The following is an 18,765-nucleotide window of genomic DNA, read 5'->3' as shown; positions in this document are numbered from 1 at the left end:
AAGAAAAAAGGGATGTGGATTGTGCGTGAAAAAGAAAAATGTAATGACAAGTGTTTTATTGGCTGTCCCTCTTCTGTTTTCAGCAGGGTTTGGAGGCTCCATGGCAAATGCCGAGACGGTCTCAAAGTCAGATAGTGAAAAGAGCTATATTGTTGGCTTTAAAGCCTCTGCCACCACAAACAGCTCTAAGAAACAAGCCGTCACTCAAAATGGCGGAAAACTAGAAAAGCAATATCGTCTTATTAATGCCGCACAAGTAAAGATGTCCGAACAAGCCGCAAAAAAACTTGAACATGACCCTAGCATTGCTTACGTAGAAGAAGACCACAAAGCAGAAGCATATGCACAAACCGTCCCTTATGGAATCCCTCAAATCAAAGCTCCAGCTGTACACGCTCAAGGTTATAAAGGTGCTAATGTCAAAGTAGCTGTCCTTGATACTGGAATCCACGCTGCACATCCTGACTTAAATGTTGCAGGCGGTGCCAGCTTCGTCCCTTCAGAGCCAAATGCCACCCAAGACTTTCAATCACATGGAACTCACGTAGCCGGAACCATTGCTGCCCTTGATAACACAATTGGTGTTCTTGGGGTCGCTCCAAGTGCTTCCCTATATGCTGTTAAAGTATTAGACCGCAATGGCGACGGACAATACAGCTGGATCATTAGCGGTATTGAATGGGCTGTAGCCAATAACATGGATGTCATCAATATGAGCTTAGGTGGACCAAACGGTTCAACAGCGCTTAAAAATGCCGTTGATACAGCAAATAACCGCGGAGTCGTTGTTGTGGCGGCCGCAGGTAATTCAGGTTCCACTGGCTCTACAAGTACAGTTGGCTATCCAGCAAAATATGATTCTACAATTGCCGTTGCCAATGTAAACAGCAGCAATGTCAGAAACTCGTCTTCCAGCGCAGGTCCTGAATTAGATGTTTCTGCACCTGGTACTTCTATTTTAAGTACAGTACCAAGCAGTGGATACACATCTTATACTGGAACTTCTATGGCGTCTCCTCATGTAGCAGGAGCAGCAGCGCTTATTCTTTCTAAAAATCCGAACCTATCAAATTCACAGGTTCGCCAGCGCTTAGAAAACACGGCAACACCGCTTGGTAACTCCTTCTATTACGGAAAAGGGTTAATCAACGCTCAAGCGGCTTCTAACTAAACAAGCGCGAATAAAATCCGGCTGATCCAGCCGGATTTTATTTGTTTATTGCTTCCTCGACGTTTCCTCTTTTTCCGCTGCATTTTCCATCTCCATGATTCTCTCCATCATGGTTGGGTGTCCATAGCGGAAGACCTTCACTAAAAGCGGTGGATTCACCTGAGACAGCCCTGATTTTGCAAGCTTTTGAAAAGACGTCACCCCTGCCTCTCCGTCTTTTGTCAGGTTTACCGCATATTCGTCAGCTGCTCGTTCTTGATGTCTTGAAACTGCATTTGTAAAAGGTGAAGCTGCAAATGACAGCATCGATACGATAATGAGAAGAAGCGGAAGAGCAGCGATGTCGTTTGACAGCCTCAGCCGAAATGGAAATGCTCCCTTTTGATAAAAATAAAAATAGAGACGGTCGATCGCAAAAAATCCGGCAAGTGACAGCACTAGATATCCTGCTAATCCTATATAGACATGCTTCATGACGTAATGTCCCATTTCATGTGCCATAATAAATAAAATTTCGCGATCTTTCAGCTTTTGCAGTGTCGTATCCCATAACACAATACGCTTATTTTCACCAATCCCTGTGACGTAAGCATTCATTGTATTCGTTTTCTCAGACATATTGACCTCATATACATGATCTGCTGGGATATGTGCTTTGTCTGCAAGCGTTAAGATCTTGTTCTCAAGAGCTTGATCCTTTAGTGGATAAAAATTGTTATATAACGGATCAATGACGACCGGCTGTATAAAGAAGAGAAATAGCGTGAAGGGGACTGTCAAACACCAAGCATACAGCCACCAACGCTTTCTTCTTTTTTGAATGAGCCAAAAGAATACAATAGCACATAGAGCAAGAAGTGGATATTGAATCCAGAAATCCAGTATTTGATCTTTAAACCAGCTTGCCGTACTTTGAGCAGATACTCCGTAGTGCAAAGACAGCTGATAGCCAATCCACTTAATGGGCAATGAAATCAGCATTGTCAAAAGCGACAGCACAAACACATATACAAGTTTGCTTAAAAATGTGAAACGAGCTGCTGCCAGGCTCCAGTCTGCTATTTTTCGTGAAAACCCTGAAATGAGCAGAAGAAAAAAAACATACCAATCTAATGGAATTGTCATGAAATACAGCAAATTACGTATGTTCGAGAAATTCTCGCTGATGGCAAGTTCATGGCTTGTCATAAAGGTATGCGGATCTGCACTTGTTCCTTTTACACTTTCAGGAACCGATGAATCCCCAAATAGAAACAAATAAGAATAAATAAAAAGACCGTACAATATGTAAGCTACCGTTGCAAGAGCTACCCATTTACGTACTCGCACTGGTCAGCCTCCTTTCCATCCCTCTCTCTATTCTAATCAACCATTTTTTTGTTTAGAACCTGTCTCATGTGGCTCCATCATAGCATGCCCCATCTGAAAAAGCTTTCGCGAAAAAAATGATTATGCTACTCGAAAATCGGAGATGCTACATATAAAGCAGAGAGTTGGAGGATTAAAATGAAGAAAATCCTTGCAGGAGTTGTGATCTTTGGACTTTTACTCATTACCTTCTTTTATGTGTTCAGCCGGACGAGCGAAATCTTTGATGAGAATCGAGCAGAAAAATTGCTGCTTTCACCTGCAAACGAGTCCATATCTTATGAAATAGATGATAAGGACACAGTAGAAGATTTAATAGAAGAATTAAACAAAGGCAAACAAACAAGCAATCATCTTAAGAAAAATTTAAAGGAACCAGATTATATCGCCAAGGTGATGTACGGCCGAACAAACGGCACCACCTTTCAGCTCTGGACGAGCCGTTCACAGGTCGTTTTTTTAGTAGATGGCACTTATTATGAACTGAATCAAAAACAGTCTAATTCTTTTCAGAAACAGTTAAAAGAAGCGATTCAAAAGAGCTAAAATGATCTTTATTTTAGCCCTTTGTCTTCTTTTCAGCGCGATAGAAAACCTTTTCAGACCTGAATGCGAGGGTTTGTCTACACGCTGAGGGAGCCTCCTCATAAGAGACTCCCTTTTTTTATTTACTTTCCTCTGCTTGATACTTTTCCTTTAGTGCTCTTCTTAAAATTTTACCTGTTGTGTTCTTTGGAATATCATCTATGAAATGGATCGTTTGGGGCTGCTTATATTTCGCTAAAAAGCGTGAACAATGTGTGATGATGTCTTCTTGATCGATGTGAGCATGTTTCTTAGGGGAAATGTAACAGACGACAGCTTCTCCGGTGTTCGGATCTGGCACACCGATGACGACGGCTTCTGCTACAGCTTCATGTTGATAAAGCACTTCTTCTACTTCTCTTGGATAAACATTATACCCGCCAACGAGAATCATATCCTTTTTCCGGTCGACAATATAAATGTATCCTTCTTCATCTCTTCTCGCTAAATCACCGGTATACAGCCAGCCGCCTCTTAGTGTAGCTTCAGTATCTTCTGGCATTTGATAGTAGCCTTTCATAATGTTTGGTCCTTTTGCTATCAGCTCTCCGACTTCATTTGGACCGACTTCTTCTCCCAGTTCATTCACGATCTTATTCTTCACATTCATAATGTCGGTCCCAACTGAACCGGGTTTTCTTTTTCCATCAAGAGGATTGAATGCAGTTACTGGGGAAGCCTCTGATAATCCGTAGCCCTCCAGCACCGTGACACCAAATTTTTTCTCAAAACCGTGAAGTAAGGCAACAGGCATTGAGGCACCGCCAGATATACAAATCCTAACTGAGGACATCGCTTCCTCGTGCCCTTCCTGGCGGTACAAATAGTTATACATAGTCGGAACACCAACAAATAACGTTGGCTTCTCTTTTTCCATCATACGCAAAAGCTCCGATGGGCTGAAATGCGGCATGACATAAATGGTCGCGCCATGAATCAATGGTGCATTCATACAAACCGTTAAACAAAATACGTGGAACATCGGCAAAGCGGCAATGACCTTGTCCTTTTCATCAATGGATAGGTACTCAGCGACGTCTCTGGCATTTGAATAAAGGTTGAAATGAGTCAGCATCGCACCCTTTGGTTTTCCTGTCGTGCCAGATGTAAATAGAATAACTGCCGTATCGTCCTGATGAATAGAAGGATGCACGTTCTCTTTCGCATGACCAGACACAAGCTTTCCAAAGAAGACAAGACGATCAGATACTTCCTTAAAACTTGATCTGCATGCAGATTCATTTTCTGCACAAATAATCACTCGTTCAATAGACGGAAGCTGTTCGTACACCTGCTCGTACACTGGCAGCAGCTGTTCAGGGGCAACAATCCCTTTTACATCACCTGTAATCAGCATATAGCCAATTTCACTAGGTGTGTATGTTGGATTGACTGGTACTACGACAAGTCCTGCCTTTAAGGCACCAAAAAAAGAAATGACAAAATGCGGTGAATTTCCTAAAATAAGCGCGATATGATCCCCAGCTTGAAACCCTTCGTTGACCATTCCATCTGCAAATCGCTCGATACTTGTCATCAGCTCTCGATAGGTCCACTTATTTCCTTCAAAGATCAATGCGATATTTTCTCCTTTCGTCATCGCCGTCTGTTCTAGATTTTTGATCAAATCCATTCTCCCACCCCTTACATGTCATCAATGAATGAATAGCCATTCATTTTATGGCCAAACATTCCTCCTTTCTATTATAATAGACAATCGAAAAAATCCACAAGATCAAATGTGAATCGCTTTCATTTCTTTCAATCAAAAAAGCACCGCTATCTCTAGCCGTGCTTGTCCCTTTTAATAAATCAAATCAAGAAAATCCTCTTTTGATACGTTGCCGAAGTAGTGGCGCATATCCATATCTTCTAATACGCCGCTGATCGTTTTGCGATCATATTGCTGCCCAATGAGTCTTTTTTCAATATCAGCAATATCCCCTACACCAAAGAAATCACCAAAGATTTTGCAGTCTTGGATGATGCCTTTTTTCACTTCTAATCGAAGATCAATGGAGCCTGCTGAGAATCTTTTAGAATGCTGTAAATTAAATTTCGGTGAACGGCCGTAGTTCCATTCCCATTTTTGATATCGATCCCGGGAAATCTCGTGAATCTTTTCCCAATCCTTCTCAGTCAACTGATATTGAGGGACATCCCCATTCGTATCGAAAATGTAGCTTAAAAGAATTTTTCTAAATTCTTCTGTTGTCATCTTTTGATCCATCAATTCACTAATATTGGCAACTCTGCTTCTAATGGATTTAATGCCTTTTGATTCAATCTTTTCTTTTTTCACATTTAAAGCCGAAACGACATGTTCGATTTCTGAATCAAATAGCAGCGTGCCATGGCTGAAAATACGTCCTCTTGTAGCAAACTGGGCATTTCCAGAAATTTTCCGTCCATCTGCCATGATGTCATTTCTCCCGCTTAATTCCGCTTTGACACCAAGCTTTTCAAGCGCTTTGATGACTGGCTCGGTGAACTTTTTGAAGTTATGGAAGCTGTCCCCATCGTCTTTTGTGATAAAGCTGAAGTTTAAGTTTCCTTTGTCATGATAAACTGCGCCACCACCAGACAGGCGGCGGACAATTTTGATGCCGTTGTCTTCCACATACTTCGTATTGATTTCTTCGATTGTATTTTGGTTCTTTCCAATAATAATCGACGGCTGATTGATGTAAAACAGCAAATACGTTTCTTCAGGATCTAAATATTTTAAGCAATACTCTTCTATTGCCAAATTAATCATTGGATCATAATGTTGTTCGTTATCGATAAACAGCATTTCTATCTTCCTTCCTTGTTCCATCTAAGCCCTGAATGGGCAAGCTGTATATTGCCAGTATATAACGCCTGTGCTTCATTGACTAGGTCTTTATGACGGCCAAAATGGGGCAGATGCGTGATGATGAGTTCGCCAACATTTGCTTCCCTTGCAAGCTTGCCCGCCTCTGTACTGTTCATATGTCCTGCACCCGATCCGTCCTGTCCAGCGTAAAAATTGCTTTCAGCAATCAGTAAATCTGCATCCTTGCTAAATGGGATAAATGCGTCCTGATAACTTGAGTCTGCTGTATACACCACCACAGCATCCCCTGCCTGAATTCTCATAGCATAGCATTCTGCCGGATGAACCGTTTTCAAAAAATCAATTTGAAATGGACCAATTTGAATACCCTCTTCTGGCTGATAAGCCTCTGCCTTAGTATGTACATCATCCGCAAGTCGCCCAAATGCTTTTTGATCACCCGTATGTCCATAGATCGGAAGCGGACCGCTGCTTTTTCCTAAATGATATCCCACTAGCTTCGCATATTGGAGTGGTCCGATATCCGCAATATGATCGTGGTGATAATGAGAAAGGAGAACAGCATCTAGTTCTTCTATATCAATGTATTGCTGCAGTTTGGAAAGAACACCGCTCCCGCAGTCTACAAGCAGACGAAAGCCATCTGATTCAAAAAGGTACCCTGACGTCGCTTCACCAGCGGCCGGAAACCCTCCGTAGCATCCAATGACAGTTAATTTCATCGTCATTTTTCCCTCCTTTTCTAAAAATCCCCTTCTTACAATATACCCATTTTTCATGAAAAAAGCATTCTTCTTGCCTATTGTTACAAAACAGATTGACAATTATTAATCTGTTATAATACAATAATAGCAACAAAACGTATAGGAGGATGACAAATGCTAGGAAAAATCACTGAGTTTTTTAGAAATTTGCCCTCAAAGAAATGCACAAAATGTGGAAATGATTTAATGGAACAACACGAGTGTTACGGTAATGAATGTGAGGAATGCTCACAAGTAAGTTATCTTAAATAAGGTAAAAAATTGAATTAAAAAGCACTTTTTTCCTCCATCGTCAGTTGGAGTCAAAAGTGCTTTTTATTTTTTCTGAAAAATAGGTAAAAAGGTAAAACACTTGTCCTAAAAGGGTTTTTTAGTATTTTTATATGATGAGTTTTAGTTCTGAAGACACTTTTTATTGACTTGAATCAATAAAGGAGGTTCTAAATGTTCATTTTTTCAAAAAATTTTGTATTTTCTTAATATAATTTAATCGTGGACGAGCCTCTTTAATTTTAGTTATACTTTAATTCATATATTAAAACTTAATATGATGGGAATATTCCTTTAATGAATATGTTAGGGAGGAAATCTATGAAAAAATTAAAATTTGGATTAGCTACACAAATCCTAATCGGTCTTATTCTCGGTGTCGTTGTTGGGGCAATCTTTTTCGGTAACCCAGGCGTTGAGACTTATTTAAAACCAATTGGAGACTTCTTCTTAAGACTCATTAAGATGATTGTTATACCAATTGTCGTATCTAGCTTAATTTTAGGTGTTGCAGGTGCCGGTGATGGTAAAAAAGTAGGGAAACTTGGTTTTAGAACTATTCTTTATTTTGAAATTATCACAACATTTGCGATTATTCTTGGTCTTGCGCTTGCAAACTTTGTTCAACCTGGTGCAGGCGTTGACTTTGGAAATACGGAAAAACAAGATATTAGCCAGTATGTTGAAACGGAAAAAGAGCAAAGCAGCAAATCAGTTGCTGATACGTTCCTTCATATCGTTCCAACGAACTTCTTCCAATCATTGGCGGAAGGTGATTTGCTTGCGATTATTTTCTTCACTGTGTTATTTGCTCTTGGCGTTTCAGCCATTGGTGAACGCGGCAAACCAGTGCTCGCCTTCTTCGAAGGTGTATCACACGCCATGTTCCATGTCGTCAATGTTGTGATGAAAGCTGCACCATTTGGTGTCTTCGCACTCATTGGTGTGACTGTATCAAAATTTGGTCTTGAATCTCTTATTTCATTAGGTAAGCTTGTAGGTCTTGTTTATTTTGCGCTCGCTCTCTTCCTTATCGTTGTATTCGGAATTATTGGAAAGATGATTGGCGTCAATATTTTCAGATTTCTTGCTTACATGAAAGACGAAATGCTTCTTGCCTTTAGTACATCCAGCTCTGAAACAGTTTTACCAAGAGTCATGGATAAAATGGAGCGCATTGGATGTCCGAAGGGAATTGTTTCTTTCGTTATCCCAATCGGTTATACGTTTAACCTAGACGGCTCCGTACTGTATCAAGCTATTGCGGCGCTTTTCCTTGCACAGGTATATGGCATTGACCTCACGATCGTCCAGCAGCTCACACTTGTTCTTGTACTGATGGTGACATCTAAAGGAATGGCTGCCGTTCCTGGCACTTCCTTTGTTGTATTACTCGCAACATTAGGAACGATCGGTGTACCTGCTGAAGGTCTTGCATTTATTGCAGGTGTGGATCGTATCATGGATATGGCGCGAACAGTTGTTAACTTAACAGGAAATGCACTTGCAGCTGTTGTGATGTCTAAATGGGAAGGACAATATGACCCTGAAAAAGGACATCGCGTGATGACTGGACAAGAAGTACCTGAACCGACACAGCTTTCAAGCTAACGAAAAAGAACCCCATCTATCGGGGTTCTTTTTTTATGCCGTGATTAATTCTGATTGAACATAGTGATAAAGGAGATTCGCTGTATGGACGAGAGAATCTTCATGTGTTCGTTCAAATGCATGCGAGGAATCTATGCCAGGACCAATCAGTCCATGAATGATATCATACCCTGCTCTAATGGCTGCTGATGCATCAGAGCCGTAATAAGGGTAAATATCTAGACGGTAATCAATATTGTTCTCCTCTGCTAATGCGGCTAAATGCTTGCGTAATCCATAATGATAAGGACCGCTTGAGTCCTTCACACAAATAGACACACTGTATTCATCTGTTGATTGACCATCGCCGATAGCTCCCATATCGACAGCGAGGTATTCCACCGTTTCTTCTGGAATATTGGAATTTCCACCGTAGCCAATCTCTTCATTATTGGAAATTAAGAAGTGCGTCGTATGCGGCAATGTGATGTTTTCCTTTTGAATGCGGTGGATGAGTCGCAGCAAGAGCGCCACACTTGCCTTGTCATCAAGGTGTCTTGATTTAATAAAACCTGAAGACGTCACTTCCACTCTAGGATCAAATGAGATAAAGTCCCCTACTTGAATGCCAAGTGCTTTGACATCGTCTGCATTTTGCACCTTTTCATCGAGTCGGATCTCCATATTCTCTTGGTTTCGTTTTGCTTTTCCCGCATCCGCATAGACATGAACTGACGTTTGATGCATAAGAATGGTTCCTGTGTATGTATGGCCTGAAGCGGTTTCAATTTCACAGTATTCACCTTCGATTGAGTTATACTGAAAGCCTCCAATGAGTGCAAGACGAAGCCGTCCATTTGATTTAATCTCCTTTACCATCGCACCAAGCGTATCGACATGTGCTGTCAGCATGCGGTGTTCCTTATCATCGGTTCCTTTAATAGTGGCAATTAAGCCGCCCTTTCGATTTCGTTTTGTCTCAATATTTACATCCTGTAAAAAGCGTTCAACAAAGCCAATCACCTTTTCTGTATTCCCTGACGGACTTGGGATCGATACGAGCTTTTGAATCAGCTGAACGGTTTCGTTTACTTCAGTTGTCATTCGGCATTTCCTCCTTTGTCTGAAAGCAATTCCTTCCATGTATGCCTTTTATAGCATCTCTTCTTAAAATATATCGCTTCGGGTTCAAGAAGTCTAATTTCAAATCAAAAATCCTTCCTCTATCAAGAGAAAGGATTCATTGATTAAGCTTCGTCTTGTTTCATTTTTCTTACGTTCCAAGCAAAGTATGCGGTTGTTGCCGCCATCATGATGATCGCAACTGTTCCAAGAATCGCTGCTTGGTGCCATAAATAGCTGTCATCACCGCTTGCAATGATCGTTCTAAATCCATTGATTGTATATGTCATTGGAAGCAGACTATGAATGACTTGGAAGAATTTCGGCACAAGCTCAAGCGGGAATGTACCAGCACTTGCTGCGAGCTGAAGAACTAAGATAATGACGGCAATGAAGCGTCCTGGGTTCCCCATTGTTGTGGCTAGCAGCTGAATAATCGCTAAGAATGTCAGACTGACGACGATCGCAAAGAGATAGAAGCGCCAGAGACTTTCCACCTCAAGACCAAGCCCAAAGATGAGCATAGTACTTGCAATGACTGCTTGCAGGATACCGACAAGCAAAAGCACGCTATATTTGCTGACAAACCATTCAAACGCATTTCTAGGGCGTCCAGCAGGGTCTTTCATTGGGAATACAACGGTGAGCATTAGAGCCCCAACAAAGAGTCCCATGGATAAAATATAAGGCGTGAGCCCTGTTCCATAATTATCAATCTTTTTCGCTGTATCGTTTTCTGTTTTAACAGGGCTTGCAATCATATTGTAATTGTCTTGATTTGCATCAATTTCACCTGTTTCATCAGCAGCGCTTTTCAATTTATTGGACAGTTTACCTGTACCGCTCTTTAAATCTCCCAATCCTTTATCAAGCGATTTTGAGCCTTCGGCAAGCTTAGATGTATTGCTTTGGATATTTGTTGAACCACTTTCTAGCTTATTTAACGCTGCGCTAAGCTGACTTGATCCACTTGCAAGCTTATCCGCTCCGCTTTTCGCCGTATCAAGCTTTCCATTTGCTGTTTGCAGGCCATCTTGTAATTGGCCTTGACCTGTTTGAAGCTTCAATGCACCTTGATACAATTTATTCGTACCAGATGTCATTTGGTCGATCGCATTTTGTATCGCGACTGTAGACGTGTACAGCTGTTCTGTTTTCTTTGGCAGCTGTTTGACTTGCTGCAGCTGAGCTTTTGCAGATGCAACCGCAGACTGTACCTCACTTGCATCAGGCAGTTCCTGCAAGGCCGCTAAGCTTTGTTCGAGTCCAGACAGATCAGGCAGTTCGATTTTAGGCAGACTGTTCAGCTGATCCATTGCCGCCTTTTTCTCTTCATCTGTCATGGAGCTGTTTTGGATAATGCTTTTTACTTTAGCATCTCGATTTGATAATGCTTCTTTTAATGAAGCAAGTTTTGTACTGAACGTTTTTGCGTCTTTTTTCACCTGATCGAGTTTAGGCGCCATCTTTTCAAGATTCGCTAATTCTGGTGACGATAAGACTTTTTCTACTGCTGTAATTTTTTCTGAAAAGGATTGTGCTTTATTGTTTAGCTGCTCAATGCCCGCTGTGAATTGCGGCATTTTAGAAGCGAGCTGCTGATGTCCTTCACGGCTTGTGTTTAATCCTTCGGTTAATGTATCAATTCCTGTACCAAGATCTCCAAATTTCTGATCAATGGTTTGATAGCCTGTTAAGAGCTGACCGAGCCCACTGTCTAGAGACTGTATGCCTGTGTTCAGTTCACCCATTTTCCCTGCGAACTGATGAACACCTTCGCTATAGGTTAACGTACCTTCAGCCAATTTGGCTAAGTTGTCTTTTAACTTTGTACTGCCATCTTTTGCGCTTTTTGTTCCGTCATCAATTTTCTTCGCGCCATCGCTTGCTTGATCTAATCCTTTTGCAATCGTTTTGAAGTTATCAAAGATGACCTCGGCGTAATTTTTTGTGACTTCCTTTGAAACCGAATCTTTTAATTTGATAATGGCATTATTCGCAATTTGTGACGCCGCATAGTTTGCGCCTGGATTCGTATAATATTTCAGATTCGATTTTTTCGGATGTTTATCTAACACTGTACTTGCATTTTTCGAGAAGTCTTTTGGTATTTCCACAACGAGATAATAATCCTCGTTATTTAATCCCTTTACGGCCTTCTCTTCACTATCGACAAAATTCCATTTGAAATTATCGTTTTTCTTTAATTCCTTCACTAAATCATCGCCGACATGAAGGGTTTTCCCGTCATAATGACTGCCTTCATCCAAGTTAACAACCGCTACAGGCAGTTGATCAACTGTACCATATGGATCCCAATATGCTTTTAAAAATACACCACTGTAAATCAGCGGAATAAATAAGACAGCTAAAATCGGGATCAGTAGTTTTTTGCTCGTTACAATGTCTTTCCATTGATTCCGAATTAAATTCATTGCTGTTTTCCTCCCATAGATGAATGACTAAATATAAAATTTGGTCATATGAACTCAAAAAAAATTATGTTGTTGCAGATAGTCCTTTTAAGACATAAAGCTCCAGCGATTCGGCTACCTCTTCTTTTGTTAAAGGCTCGTATCGCTTTTCCCAATCAAAAATCAGTGCAATATATAATTTCACCATCACAAATGCAGTCAATTCAGGATCACAAGGCTTAATGTCGCCTTTATCCATCGCTTCTTGTACTTTCATTTTGATATAGCGAATGATCATCTGCTCCATCTTTTCGATCATTTCCTTGACCGCTGACGTGCCAAGCTCCGCATTTTCCTGAAAAATCTTAATTGTGAGCTGGTGGTTTTTTCGAAATTCTAAAATTGCAAAGAGTGCTAAGTGAAGGTTTTCAGAGAAACTATTCTTCTCATCAATCGCCTCATCCGCAATTTTCCTCATCTCTAGTAAAAGGGATGTGAAAATTTCATCGAACAACTCTTCTTTGTTTTTGAAAAATGTATAAATGGTACCTTTCCCGACGTTGGCAAGCTTCGCCACGAGGTCCATTGTGGTCGCTTTATACCCGAATTGAGTAAATGCCTTCGTCGCACCATCTAAAATCATTTGTCTCCTATCAACACTCATGATCTCACTCCCGAAATGACTATTTGAACGTTTTGGTCATTAAGTACAGAAAGTAATATACCATATCCTTTTCCCCGGATGCAACAACTTTGTTCACATTTATGATTCCCAACTCTTTTCGAATGATTCGAACATGAAAAACTCCCTTTCCATGACAGAAAAGGGAGTTGTTTTTTATGAAAATAGATACGATACAGCTTCTGAGATGGCGGCTTTTCCTTGATCAATACAATCAGGGATTCCAACACCTTCAAAAGCAGCACCTGTGATATAAACACCAGGATATGATTGCTTAAACGTTTCTCGCATGTTCGAAATAGCTTTTTGATGACCGACGTGATATTGCGGCATACTGGTCTTCCAGCGAGTCACTGTCGTCAATTCTGGATCTGCTTTAATATCCATGATTCTCTTTAAATCTTCAAGCACGATGCTGACGATTTGACTGTCTGACTGCTCGACAATCGATTCGTCGCCAGCTTTTCCGACGTACGCACGCAATAGCGTTTTTCCTTTCGGAGCTGTATGCGGCCATTTTTTGTTTGTCCATGTACAGGCCGTAATAGAGAAATCACTGTTTCTTGAGATGACAAAACCAGTGCCGTCATATTCATTATGAACATCCTCTTCTTTAAAACCGAGTGCTACCGTTGCAACAGAAGTAGAGGTCATGTCATGCAAATACTCAAGCCCTGCTTCTTGAGGAAACATGGAATAGATCGATTGATGCGGAGTCGTGACAATGGCTGAATCGGCAAAAAGCGTTTGACCGCTGTCTAATTGCACACCATAGCCTCCCTCTGTTTTTTCAATCTGCTTCACTTTTGTCCCTTTATACACCGTTGTCAGCTTGAGCTTACTTTCTACTGCTTCCACAAGCGACTGCAGTCCTTGATTGATCGTTTGGAACTGTCCTTGTTTTTTCGCAGTCACTTGCTGTGCTTTCGCATGCTGCTGTGATTTTTTCATCCCAAGAATCAAACTGCGATGCTGCTGTTCTGTTTGATAAAATTGCGGGAAGGTGGACATTAAGCTCAGGCGGTCAATATCCCCTGCGTAAATGCCTGATAGAAGCGGCTCGATTAAATTCTCAACGACCTCATCACCCACACGTCTTCTAAAAAATTCACCAAGCGACTGATCTTCGGTCTGCTTGCTTTTTGGCAACACGAAATCCATCGCTGCTCTCGCTTTTCCCGCAACTGAAAAAAGACCAGTTGTAATAAATGGGCTGATTTGAGTTGGAATACCCATCACAGCACCCTTTGGCATCGGATGAAGGGTTTCGTTGACTAGTACATACGCTTGCCCAGTTTCATTATTGACGAGCTGATCGGACAAACCAACATCCTTAGCCAGCTGCGGTCCACTGACCTTTCTTTCTAAAAATGAATCAGGTCCACGTTCGATGATGTAGCCGTCTTTATATAATGTTTGTATTTTTCCACCTAGCCTAGGGCTCGCTTCAATAAGAGATATTTGAATCGGAAGACCTTTTTCTTCGACTTCCTTTTCCAAATAGAAGGCGGCGGCTAAACCAGTGATGCCACCGCCAATGATGACAAGGTGTTTTTGATTGTCATGCATAGGATCGCCTTCTTTTATATGATTACTTGCTTTCGTCAAGCTTCTTTAATACGACTGTTGCCAGAGCATCAATAAATGCTGGTTTCGCATTTGGCATTTCTGGACGATAGTAGGCTGCACCAATTTCATCTGTCACGACTTTACATTCATAATCGTTGTCGTATAACACTTCAAGATGATCAGCGACAAAACCAACAGGCACATACACGAATGTTTGATAGCCTTTTTGTTCAAATAAATCCCGCGTTAAGTCTTGCACGTCTGGTCCAAGCCATGGATCCGGCGTGTTGCCTTCACTTTGCCAGCCAATTTCATAGTGTTCAATTCCCGCACCTTCCGCAATCATTTTGGCCGATTGTGCGAGCTGATCAGGATATGGATCTCCTGCTGCAATAATTTTTTCAGGCAGACTGTGAGCAGACACAATAAGTATCGCGGAATCTCGTTCCTCTTGACTCATTGATGCATACGTATCCTTCACTTGTTTCACCCAATAGTCCACAAACTTCGGCTCATCGTACCAGCTTTCAACAGACGTAATCTGTAAATTGCCCAGCTTGTCTGCCTCATCTTGTGCACGTTTGTTATACGATTTCACACTAAAGGTTGAGAAATGCGGCGCAAGAACGATACTCACAGCTTCTGTAATGCCGTCCTTGTGCATTTCAGCAACTGCATCCTCAATGAAAGGCTCGATATGTTTTAAGCCAATGTAGACATGAAATTCAATGTCGTCTTGAATGTCATTCAAGTGCTCACACAAACCATTTGCCTGCTGCTCTGTAATTTTTGATAAAGGAGAAATACCGCCGATTGCCTTGTAGCGATCCTTTAAATCTTGCAGCATTTCTGGCTCCGGCTTTCTGCCTCTACGAATATGTGTATAATAACGCTCAATGTCTTCTTCTTTATATGGGGTGCCATATGCCATGACAAGAAGCCCCATTTTCTTTTTCTCCACAACCAACACTCCTTCAGATCATTTGAAATAGTTTAGATGGATGTTTTTTTATGTTTAGCTGAATAGTCGTGAATAAAATCGGTCAGCTTCTTTAACGTATCTGGTGAAACATCTGGAAATACCCCATGACCTAAGTTAAAGATGAAGTGATCTGATTTCATCCCTTGATCTAAAATATCTTTTGCTCTCTCTTCAATGACTTCCCAAGGAGAAAGTAAGATCGTTGGATCAAGATTCCCTTGTAACGTTTTTGCGAGCCCTTCTTTTCGAGCTTCGTCTACACTCATACGCCAATCCAGTCCAACGACATCTAGCGGCAGGTCATGCCAATCTTTCACCAGATGGCTTGCCCCAACTCCGTACATGATCATTGGTACATTTTCACTCTTCAACTCTGTAAAAATTCGCTGCATGACAGGTTTAATGAATGTCCGGTAATCTGCTGCATTTAAAGCACCAACCCATGAGTCAAAGATTTGAAACGCACTGATCCCTGCTTTTACCTGCGCACGTATGTACGTGATCGTCATATCAGCTAATTTGTTCATGAGCAGCATCCATGTCTCAGGCTCACTGTACATCAGCGCTTTTGTTTTATGATAGTTTTTAGATGGGCCGCCTTCAATCATATAGCTTGCCATCGTAAATGGTGCACCGGCAAAACCAATGAGCGGTACATTCAGCTGCTCCTTCGTTAAAAGCTGAATGGTATCAAGCACATATGGCAGGTCTTCTTCAGGATGAAGTTCCCCAAGACGTTCAATATCTGCTTTTGTCCGAATCGGTGAATCAATCACAGGTCCAATTCCATTTTTAATTTCAACGTCCACTCCAATAGCCGGAAGCGGGGTCATAATATCTTTATATAAAATAGCGGCATCTACACCATATTGTTCTACAGGAAGTCTTGTTACATAAGCACATAACTCTGGCTGATGCGTAATTTCAAATAGCCCATATTTTTCTTTAAGGGCACGATATTCAGGCTGTGAGCGTCCTGCCTGTCTCATATACCAAACTGGTACATGGTCTGTTTTTTCCCCTTTGCACGCCTTTAAGAACGTGTCATTAAAAGCCTTCGTTTTTCCCATTACCTTTCATTCCACCTTTCGCCTTACACGCTCTTTGTATAAGGCTCAAACACTGCTTTTACTATACCGCTTTTTCAAGGCACGGTATACTAAAGCGGCTCAATGTTCAAAAAATCGCCGAATATTAACGTCCAAAAGCCTCTGGCTTGACATACGGACTGCCTTCTCCCTCTTCTTGCGTTTGGGTATTATATGGAACCACCTTATACTCCGCATCTGAAAACACATTGGCATACGGCATTGTGTAGCTGCCCACGCCTGTCACTGAATCGATCATCGTCTCGTTTCCATTTCTCTTTTCATAAATACGGTATTCAACCCGTTTATCCTCCTGCTTGTCCCAAGACAGCTCTAATGTAAACAACCCTTTGATTTTAAACGCATAGCGGGCTTCAAATCCTGAAAGTCCCTCTAAATGGATTGGCGATTGAAGTTCTTTAATACCCTCTGGTTTTTCAAACGTTTCATTGGTGATTTGGGCTGTCGTTAAAATATCTTTAAACAGCTGCACTGGGTATTGACTGCCGCCAGTTAAATAGTGACTGTTATCGGTTTTGTCATACCCCATCCAGATCGCACCCGTTGTACTAGGCGTATAGCCGGCAAACCAAGCATCTTTTGTTGCACCTTTCACACCTGAATATGTGGTCGTGCCTGTTTTACCTGCTAAATCTCCAGCATATGAACCGCTCTGGGCTGTTCCGCCTTTGACGACTTGCTGCAGCATTCTTGTCATATTCCAAGCATTCTGCACGCTAAACACTCGTTCTGGCTTACTGCGATTCTTCTCTACCGTTTCTCCTTCATCATTGGTGATTTTTTGAATGAAGAAAGGCTTTTTATATACGCCTTCATTTGCAAATGTGTGGAAGGCTCCAGCGATTTGAAGTGGAGAAACCCCTTTTTCTAAGCCGCCAAGTGCCATGGCAAGTCCTTTATCCGAAATCTCCATTCCCATTTTCTCGAGATATGATTTCGAGGTATCAATACCAAGCTCGCTTAATGTCCACACCGCAGCTGTATTCTTACTTTTCATGAGGGCCTCCACCATCGTGACCCTGCCTTCATACTGCCCATCATAATTCTTTGGTGAATAGCCGTCATAGCTTTTTTCTTTGTCTTCAAGCAGGGAATAAGGCCGGAATTTTTTCTCCTGCAGAGCAGGTCCATATACCGCGATCGGCTTGAAAACAGATCCAGGCTGTCTAACAGCGGTAACCCTGTTATAGCCCCTTGCTTGATATTCTCGTCCTCCAATCGCTGCTTTTACTCCGCCAGACTCGTTATCAATAAAGACGGCGCTGCTTTCAGGAGAACCGCTTTTTCCCGGGAAATAACGGTTGTTTTTCATCGCATCGTAGGCGACCTTTTGCAGATTCATATCGATTGGAACTGTAATGGTATAACCGCCTTGAAGCAATTGTTCATGTGAAATGGCATACTCTGACTCTGCTTCCTTAATGATGAGATCGACATAGCTGTCCACCCAAGGCGTTTCTGATTTCTTTTTCAAATGAATGCCTAGTGTTCTCCCTTTTGCTTCCACTGTTTCTGATGAAGATAAATATCCTTGCTCATTCATTAAATTAAGGATGGTGTCCCGCCTTTGTTTATTTTTATCAGGGTGAAAAACAGGCGAGTAAGTAGACGGCGCTTTTGGCATCGCAGCGAGTGTAGCCCCTTCGCTGACAGTTAAATCTTTCACATCTTTACTAAAGTAATAATTGGCTGCTGCCTGAATACCGTAGACGCCATGACCGAAGTAAAGCTGATTCAGATACATCTCGAGCAGTTTATCCTTTGAATAATCTCTTTCTAAATTAATGGCAATAATGACTTCTTTTGTTTTACGAAGAAAGGTTTTGTCATTTGTGAGAAAAATATTTTTTGCGAGCTGCTGAGTGATTGTACTGCCGCCCTCTACCTTTCCTCCTGCTAATATATCTCGATAAACCGCCCTTGAAATTGACTGTGCATCAATTCCATGATGCTCATAAAATCGTTTGTCCTCGACAGCCACAAAAGCTTTCGCTACTTTATCAGGTACCTCCTTTAATGAGACAGGGTCCCGATTTTCTGAATACATACTTGTAAGTTCTTTTCCATTCTGATCAATGATTTGGGATGAAGCATGAAAAACAAGCTTCTTTTCATCTATGACATAATGTCCTAAAAATAAAATGGTCAGATAGCCAATAAATGAAAGTACGATGGTACTTCCTGCAATGACTAATGGAATGATTATCTTCTTTTTCTTCAAATTAGGTCACCTCATTCCTTTATACGGATAGTATGGGATGTATTGCTTCATAATATGTTTTATGGATTGACTACCAAAGAATTATATATCATTCTTTTGT

Annotated in this window: 15 protein-coding genes; 4 read left to right on the top strand and 11 right to left on the bottom strand. The window is 41.4% G+C overall.

The genetic code is table 11. The annotated features are described in order from the left end of the window. The first annotated feature begins 25 nt into the window (after nt 1-25). Nucleotides 26-1,171 carry a serine alkaline protease SapB gene (locus MHH26_RS03000; protein ID WP_060595933.1) on the top strand — a complete coding sequence of 382 codons (1,146 nt, stop codon included), beginning with the start codon at nt 26-28 and terminating at the stop codon, nt 1,169-1,171. A gap of 45 nt (nt 1,172-1,216) precedes the next feature. On the opposite strand, the gene MHH26_RS02995 is transcribed toward MHH26_RS03000, so the two are convergent. Beyond that, nucleotides 1,217-2,500, bottom strand: a complete 1,284-nt coding sequence (locus MHH26_RS02995) for a M48 family metallopeptidase (protein WP_340972267.1) — start codon at nt 2,498-2,500, stop codon at nt 1,217-1,219. 177 nt (nt 2,501-2,677) lie between these two features. Between MHH26_RS02995 and MHH26_RS02990 the strand changes: the two genes are divergently transcribed. Then, nucleotides 2,678-3,085, top strand: a complete 408-nt coding sequence (locus tag MHH26_RS02990) for a sporulation protein (RefSeq protein ID WP_340972264.1) — start codon at nt 2,678-2,680, stop codon at nt 3,083-3,085. A 118-nt stretch (nt 3,086-3,203) separates the two neighbouring features. Here the strand turns inward: MHH26_RS02990 and MHH26_RS02985 are convergent, their stop codons facing one another. The 3 genes from MHH26_RS02985 to MHH26_RS02975 all read right to left on the bottom strand — a co-directional run bounded on the left by MHH26_RS02985 (nt 3,204) and on the right by MHH26_RS02975 (nt 6,664). Next, entirely contained in the window at nt 3,204-4,757 is a 1,554-nt protein-coding gene (locus MHH26_RS02985; RefSeq protein ID WP_340972263.1) for a fatty acid--CoA ligase family protein, read from the bottom strand. Between the two features lie 171 nt (nt 4,758-4,928). Further along, nucleotides 4,929-5,918 carry a lipoate--protein ligase gene (locus tag MHH26_RS02980; protein WP_307499408.1) on the bottom strand — a complete coding sequence of 330 codons (990 nt, stop codon included), beginning with the start codon at nt 5,916-5,918 and terminating at the stop codon, nt 4,929-4,931. 2 nt (nt 5,919-5,920) lie between these two features. Continuing rightward, entirely contained in the window at nt 5,921-6,664 is a 744-nt protein-coding gene (locus tag MHH26_RS02975; RefSeq protein ID WP_307500655.1) for an MBL fold metallo-hydrolase, read from the bottom strand. Between the two features lie 156 nt (nt 6,665-6,820). Between MHH26_RS02975 and yhfH the strand changes: the two genes are divergently transcribed. Both yhfH and MHH26_RS02965 read left to right on the top strand, forming a co-directional pair. Continuing rightward, the gene (yhfH, locus tag MHH26_RS02970; protein WP_008359029.1) at nt 6,821-6,958 is read left to right on the top strand and encodes a protein YhfH; all 138 of its coding nucleotides are present in this window, start codon (nt 6,821-6,823) and stop codon (nt 6,956-6,958) included. A 339-nt stretch (nt 6,959-7,297) separates the two neighbouring features. Then, on the top strand, nt 7,298-8,587 hold the full coding sequence (locus MHH26_RS02965) for a cation:dicarboxylate symporter family transporter (protein ID WP_034663550.1): 1,290 nt from the start codon (nt 7,298-7,300) through the stop codon (nt 8,585-8,587). Nucleotides 8,588-8,620: 33 nt separating this feature from the next. On the opposite strand, the gene MHH26_RS02960 is transcribed toward MHH26_RS02965, so the two are convergent. The 7 genes from MHH26_RS02960 to MHH26_RS02930 form a co-directional block, all read right to left on the bottom strand. After that, nucleotides 8,621-9,670: a M42 family metallopeptidase gene (locus tag MHH26_RS02960; RefSeq protein ID WP_034663552.1), complete on the bottom strand. Its 1,050-nt coding sequence runs from the start codon at nt 9,668-9,670 to the stop codon at nt 8,621-8,623. A 143-nt stretch (nt 9,671-9,813) separates the two neighbouring features. Beyond that, nucleotides 9,814-12,123: a YhgE/Pip domain-containing protein gene (locus tag MHH26_RS02955; protein ID WP_340972258.1), complete on the bottom strand. Its 2,310-nt coding sequence runs from the start codon at nt 12,121-12,123 to the stop codon at nt 9,814-9,816. A gap of 64 nt (nt 12,124-12,187) precedes the next feature. Then, complete coding sequence (locus MHH26_RS02950) at nt 12,188-12,766, bottom strand: TetR/AcrR family transcriptional regulator (protein WP_034620016.1); 579 nt, start codon at nt 12,764-12,766, stop codon at nt 12,188-12,190. 174 nt (nt 12,767-12,940) lie between these two features. Beyond that, nucleotides 12,941-14,353 (bottom strand): protoporphyrinogen oxidase, encoded by a 1,413-nt coding sequence (gene hemY / locus MHH26_RS02945; protein WP_334748504.1) that lies wholly within the window; start codon nt 14,351-14,353, stop codon nt 12,941-12,943. Between the two features lie 22 nt (nt 14,354-14,375). Next, nucleotides 14,376-15,314 (bottom strand): ferrochelatase, encoded by a 939-nt coding sequence (hemH, locus tag MHH26_RS02940; RefSeq protein WP_340972256.1) that lies wholly within the window; start codon nt 15,312-15,314, stop codon nt 14,376-14,378. A 32-nt stretch (nt 15,315-15,346) separates the two neighbouring features. Next, nucleotides 15,347-16,405 carry a uroporphyrinogen decarboxylase gene (gene hemE / locus MHH26_RS02935; RefSeq protein ID WP_340972253.1) on the bottom strand — a complete coding sequence of 353 codons (1,059 nt, stop codon included), beginning with the start codon at nt 16,403-16,405 and terminating at the stop codon, nt 15,347-15,349. Nucleotides 16,406-16,529: 124 nt separating this feature from the next. Next, a complete protein-coding gene (locus MHH26_RS02930; protein ID WP_340972250.1) occupies nt 16,530-18,665 on the bottom strand; it encodes a transglycosylase domain-containing protein in 2,136 nt (711 codons plus the stop codon). Nucleotides 18,666-18,765: the final 100 nt, after the last annotated feature.

This window comes from Bacillus sp. FSL K6-2839 (assembly GCF_038003365.1).
Taxonomy (GTDB): Bacteria; Bacillota; Bacilli; order Bacillales; family Bacillaceae; genus Bacillus.
Note: the sequence above shows the minus strand (reverse complement) of the source record. Positions and strands in the feature narration are given on the sequence as shown.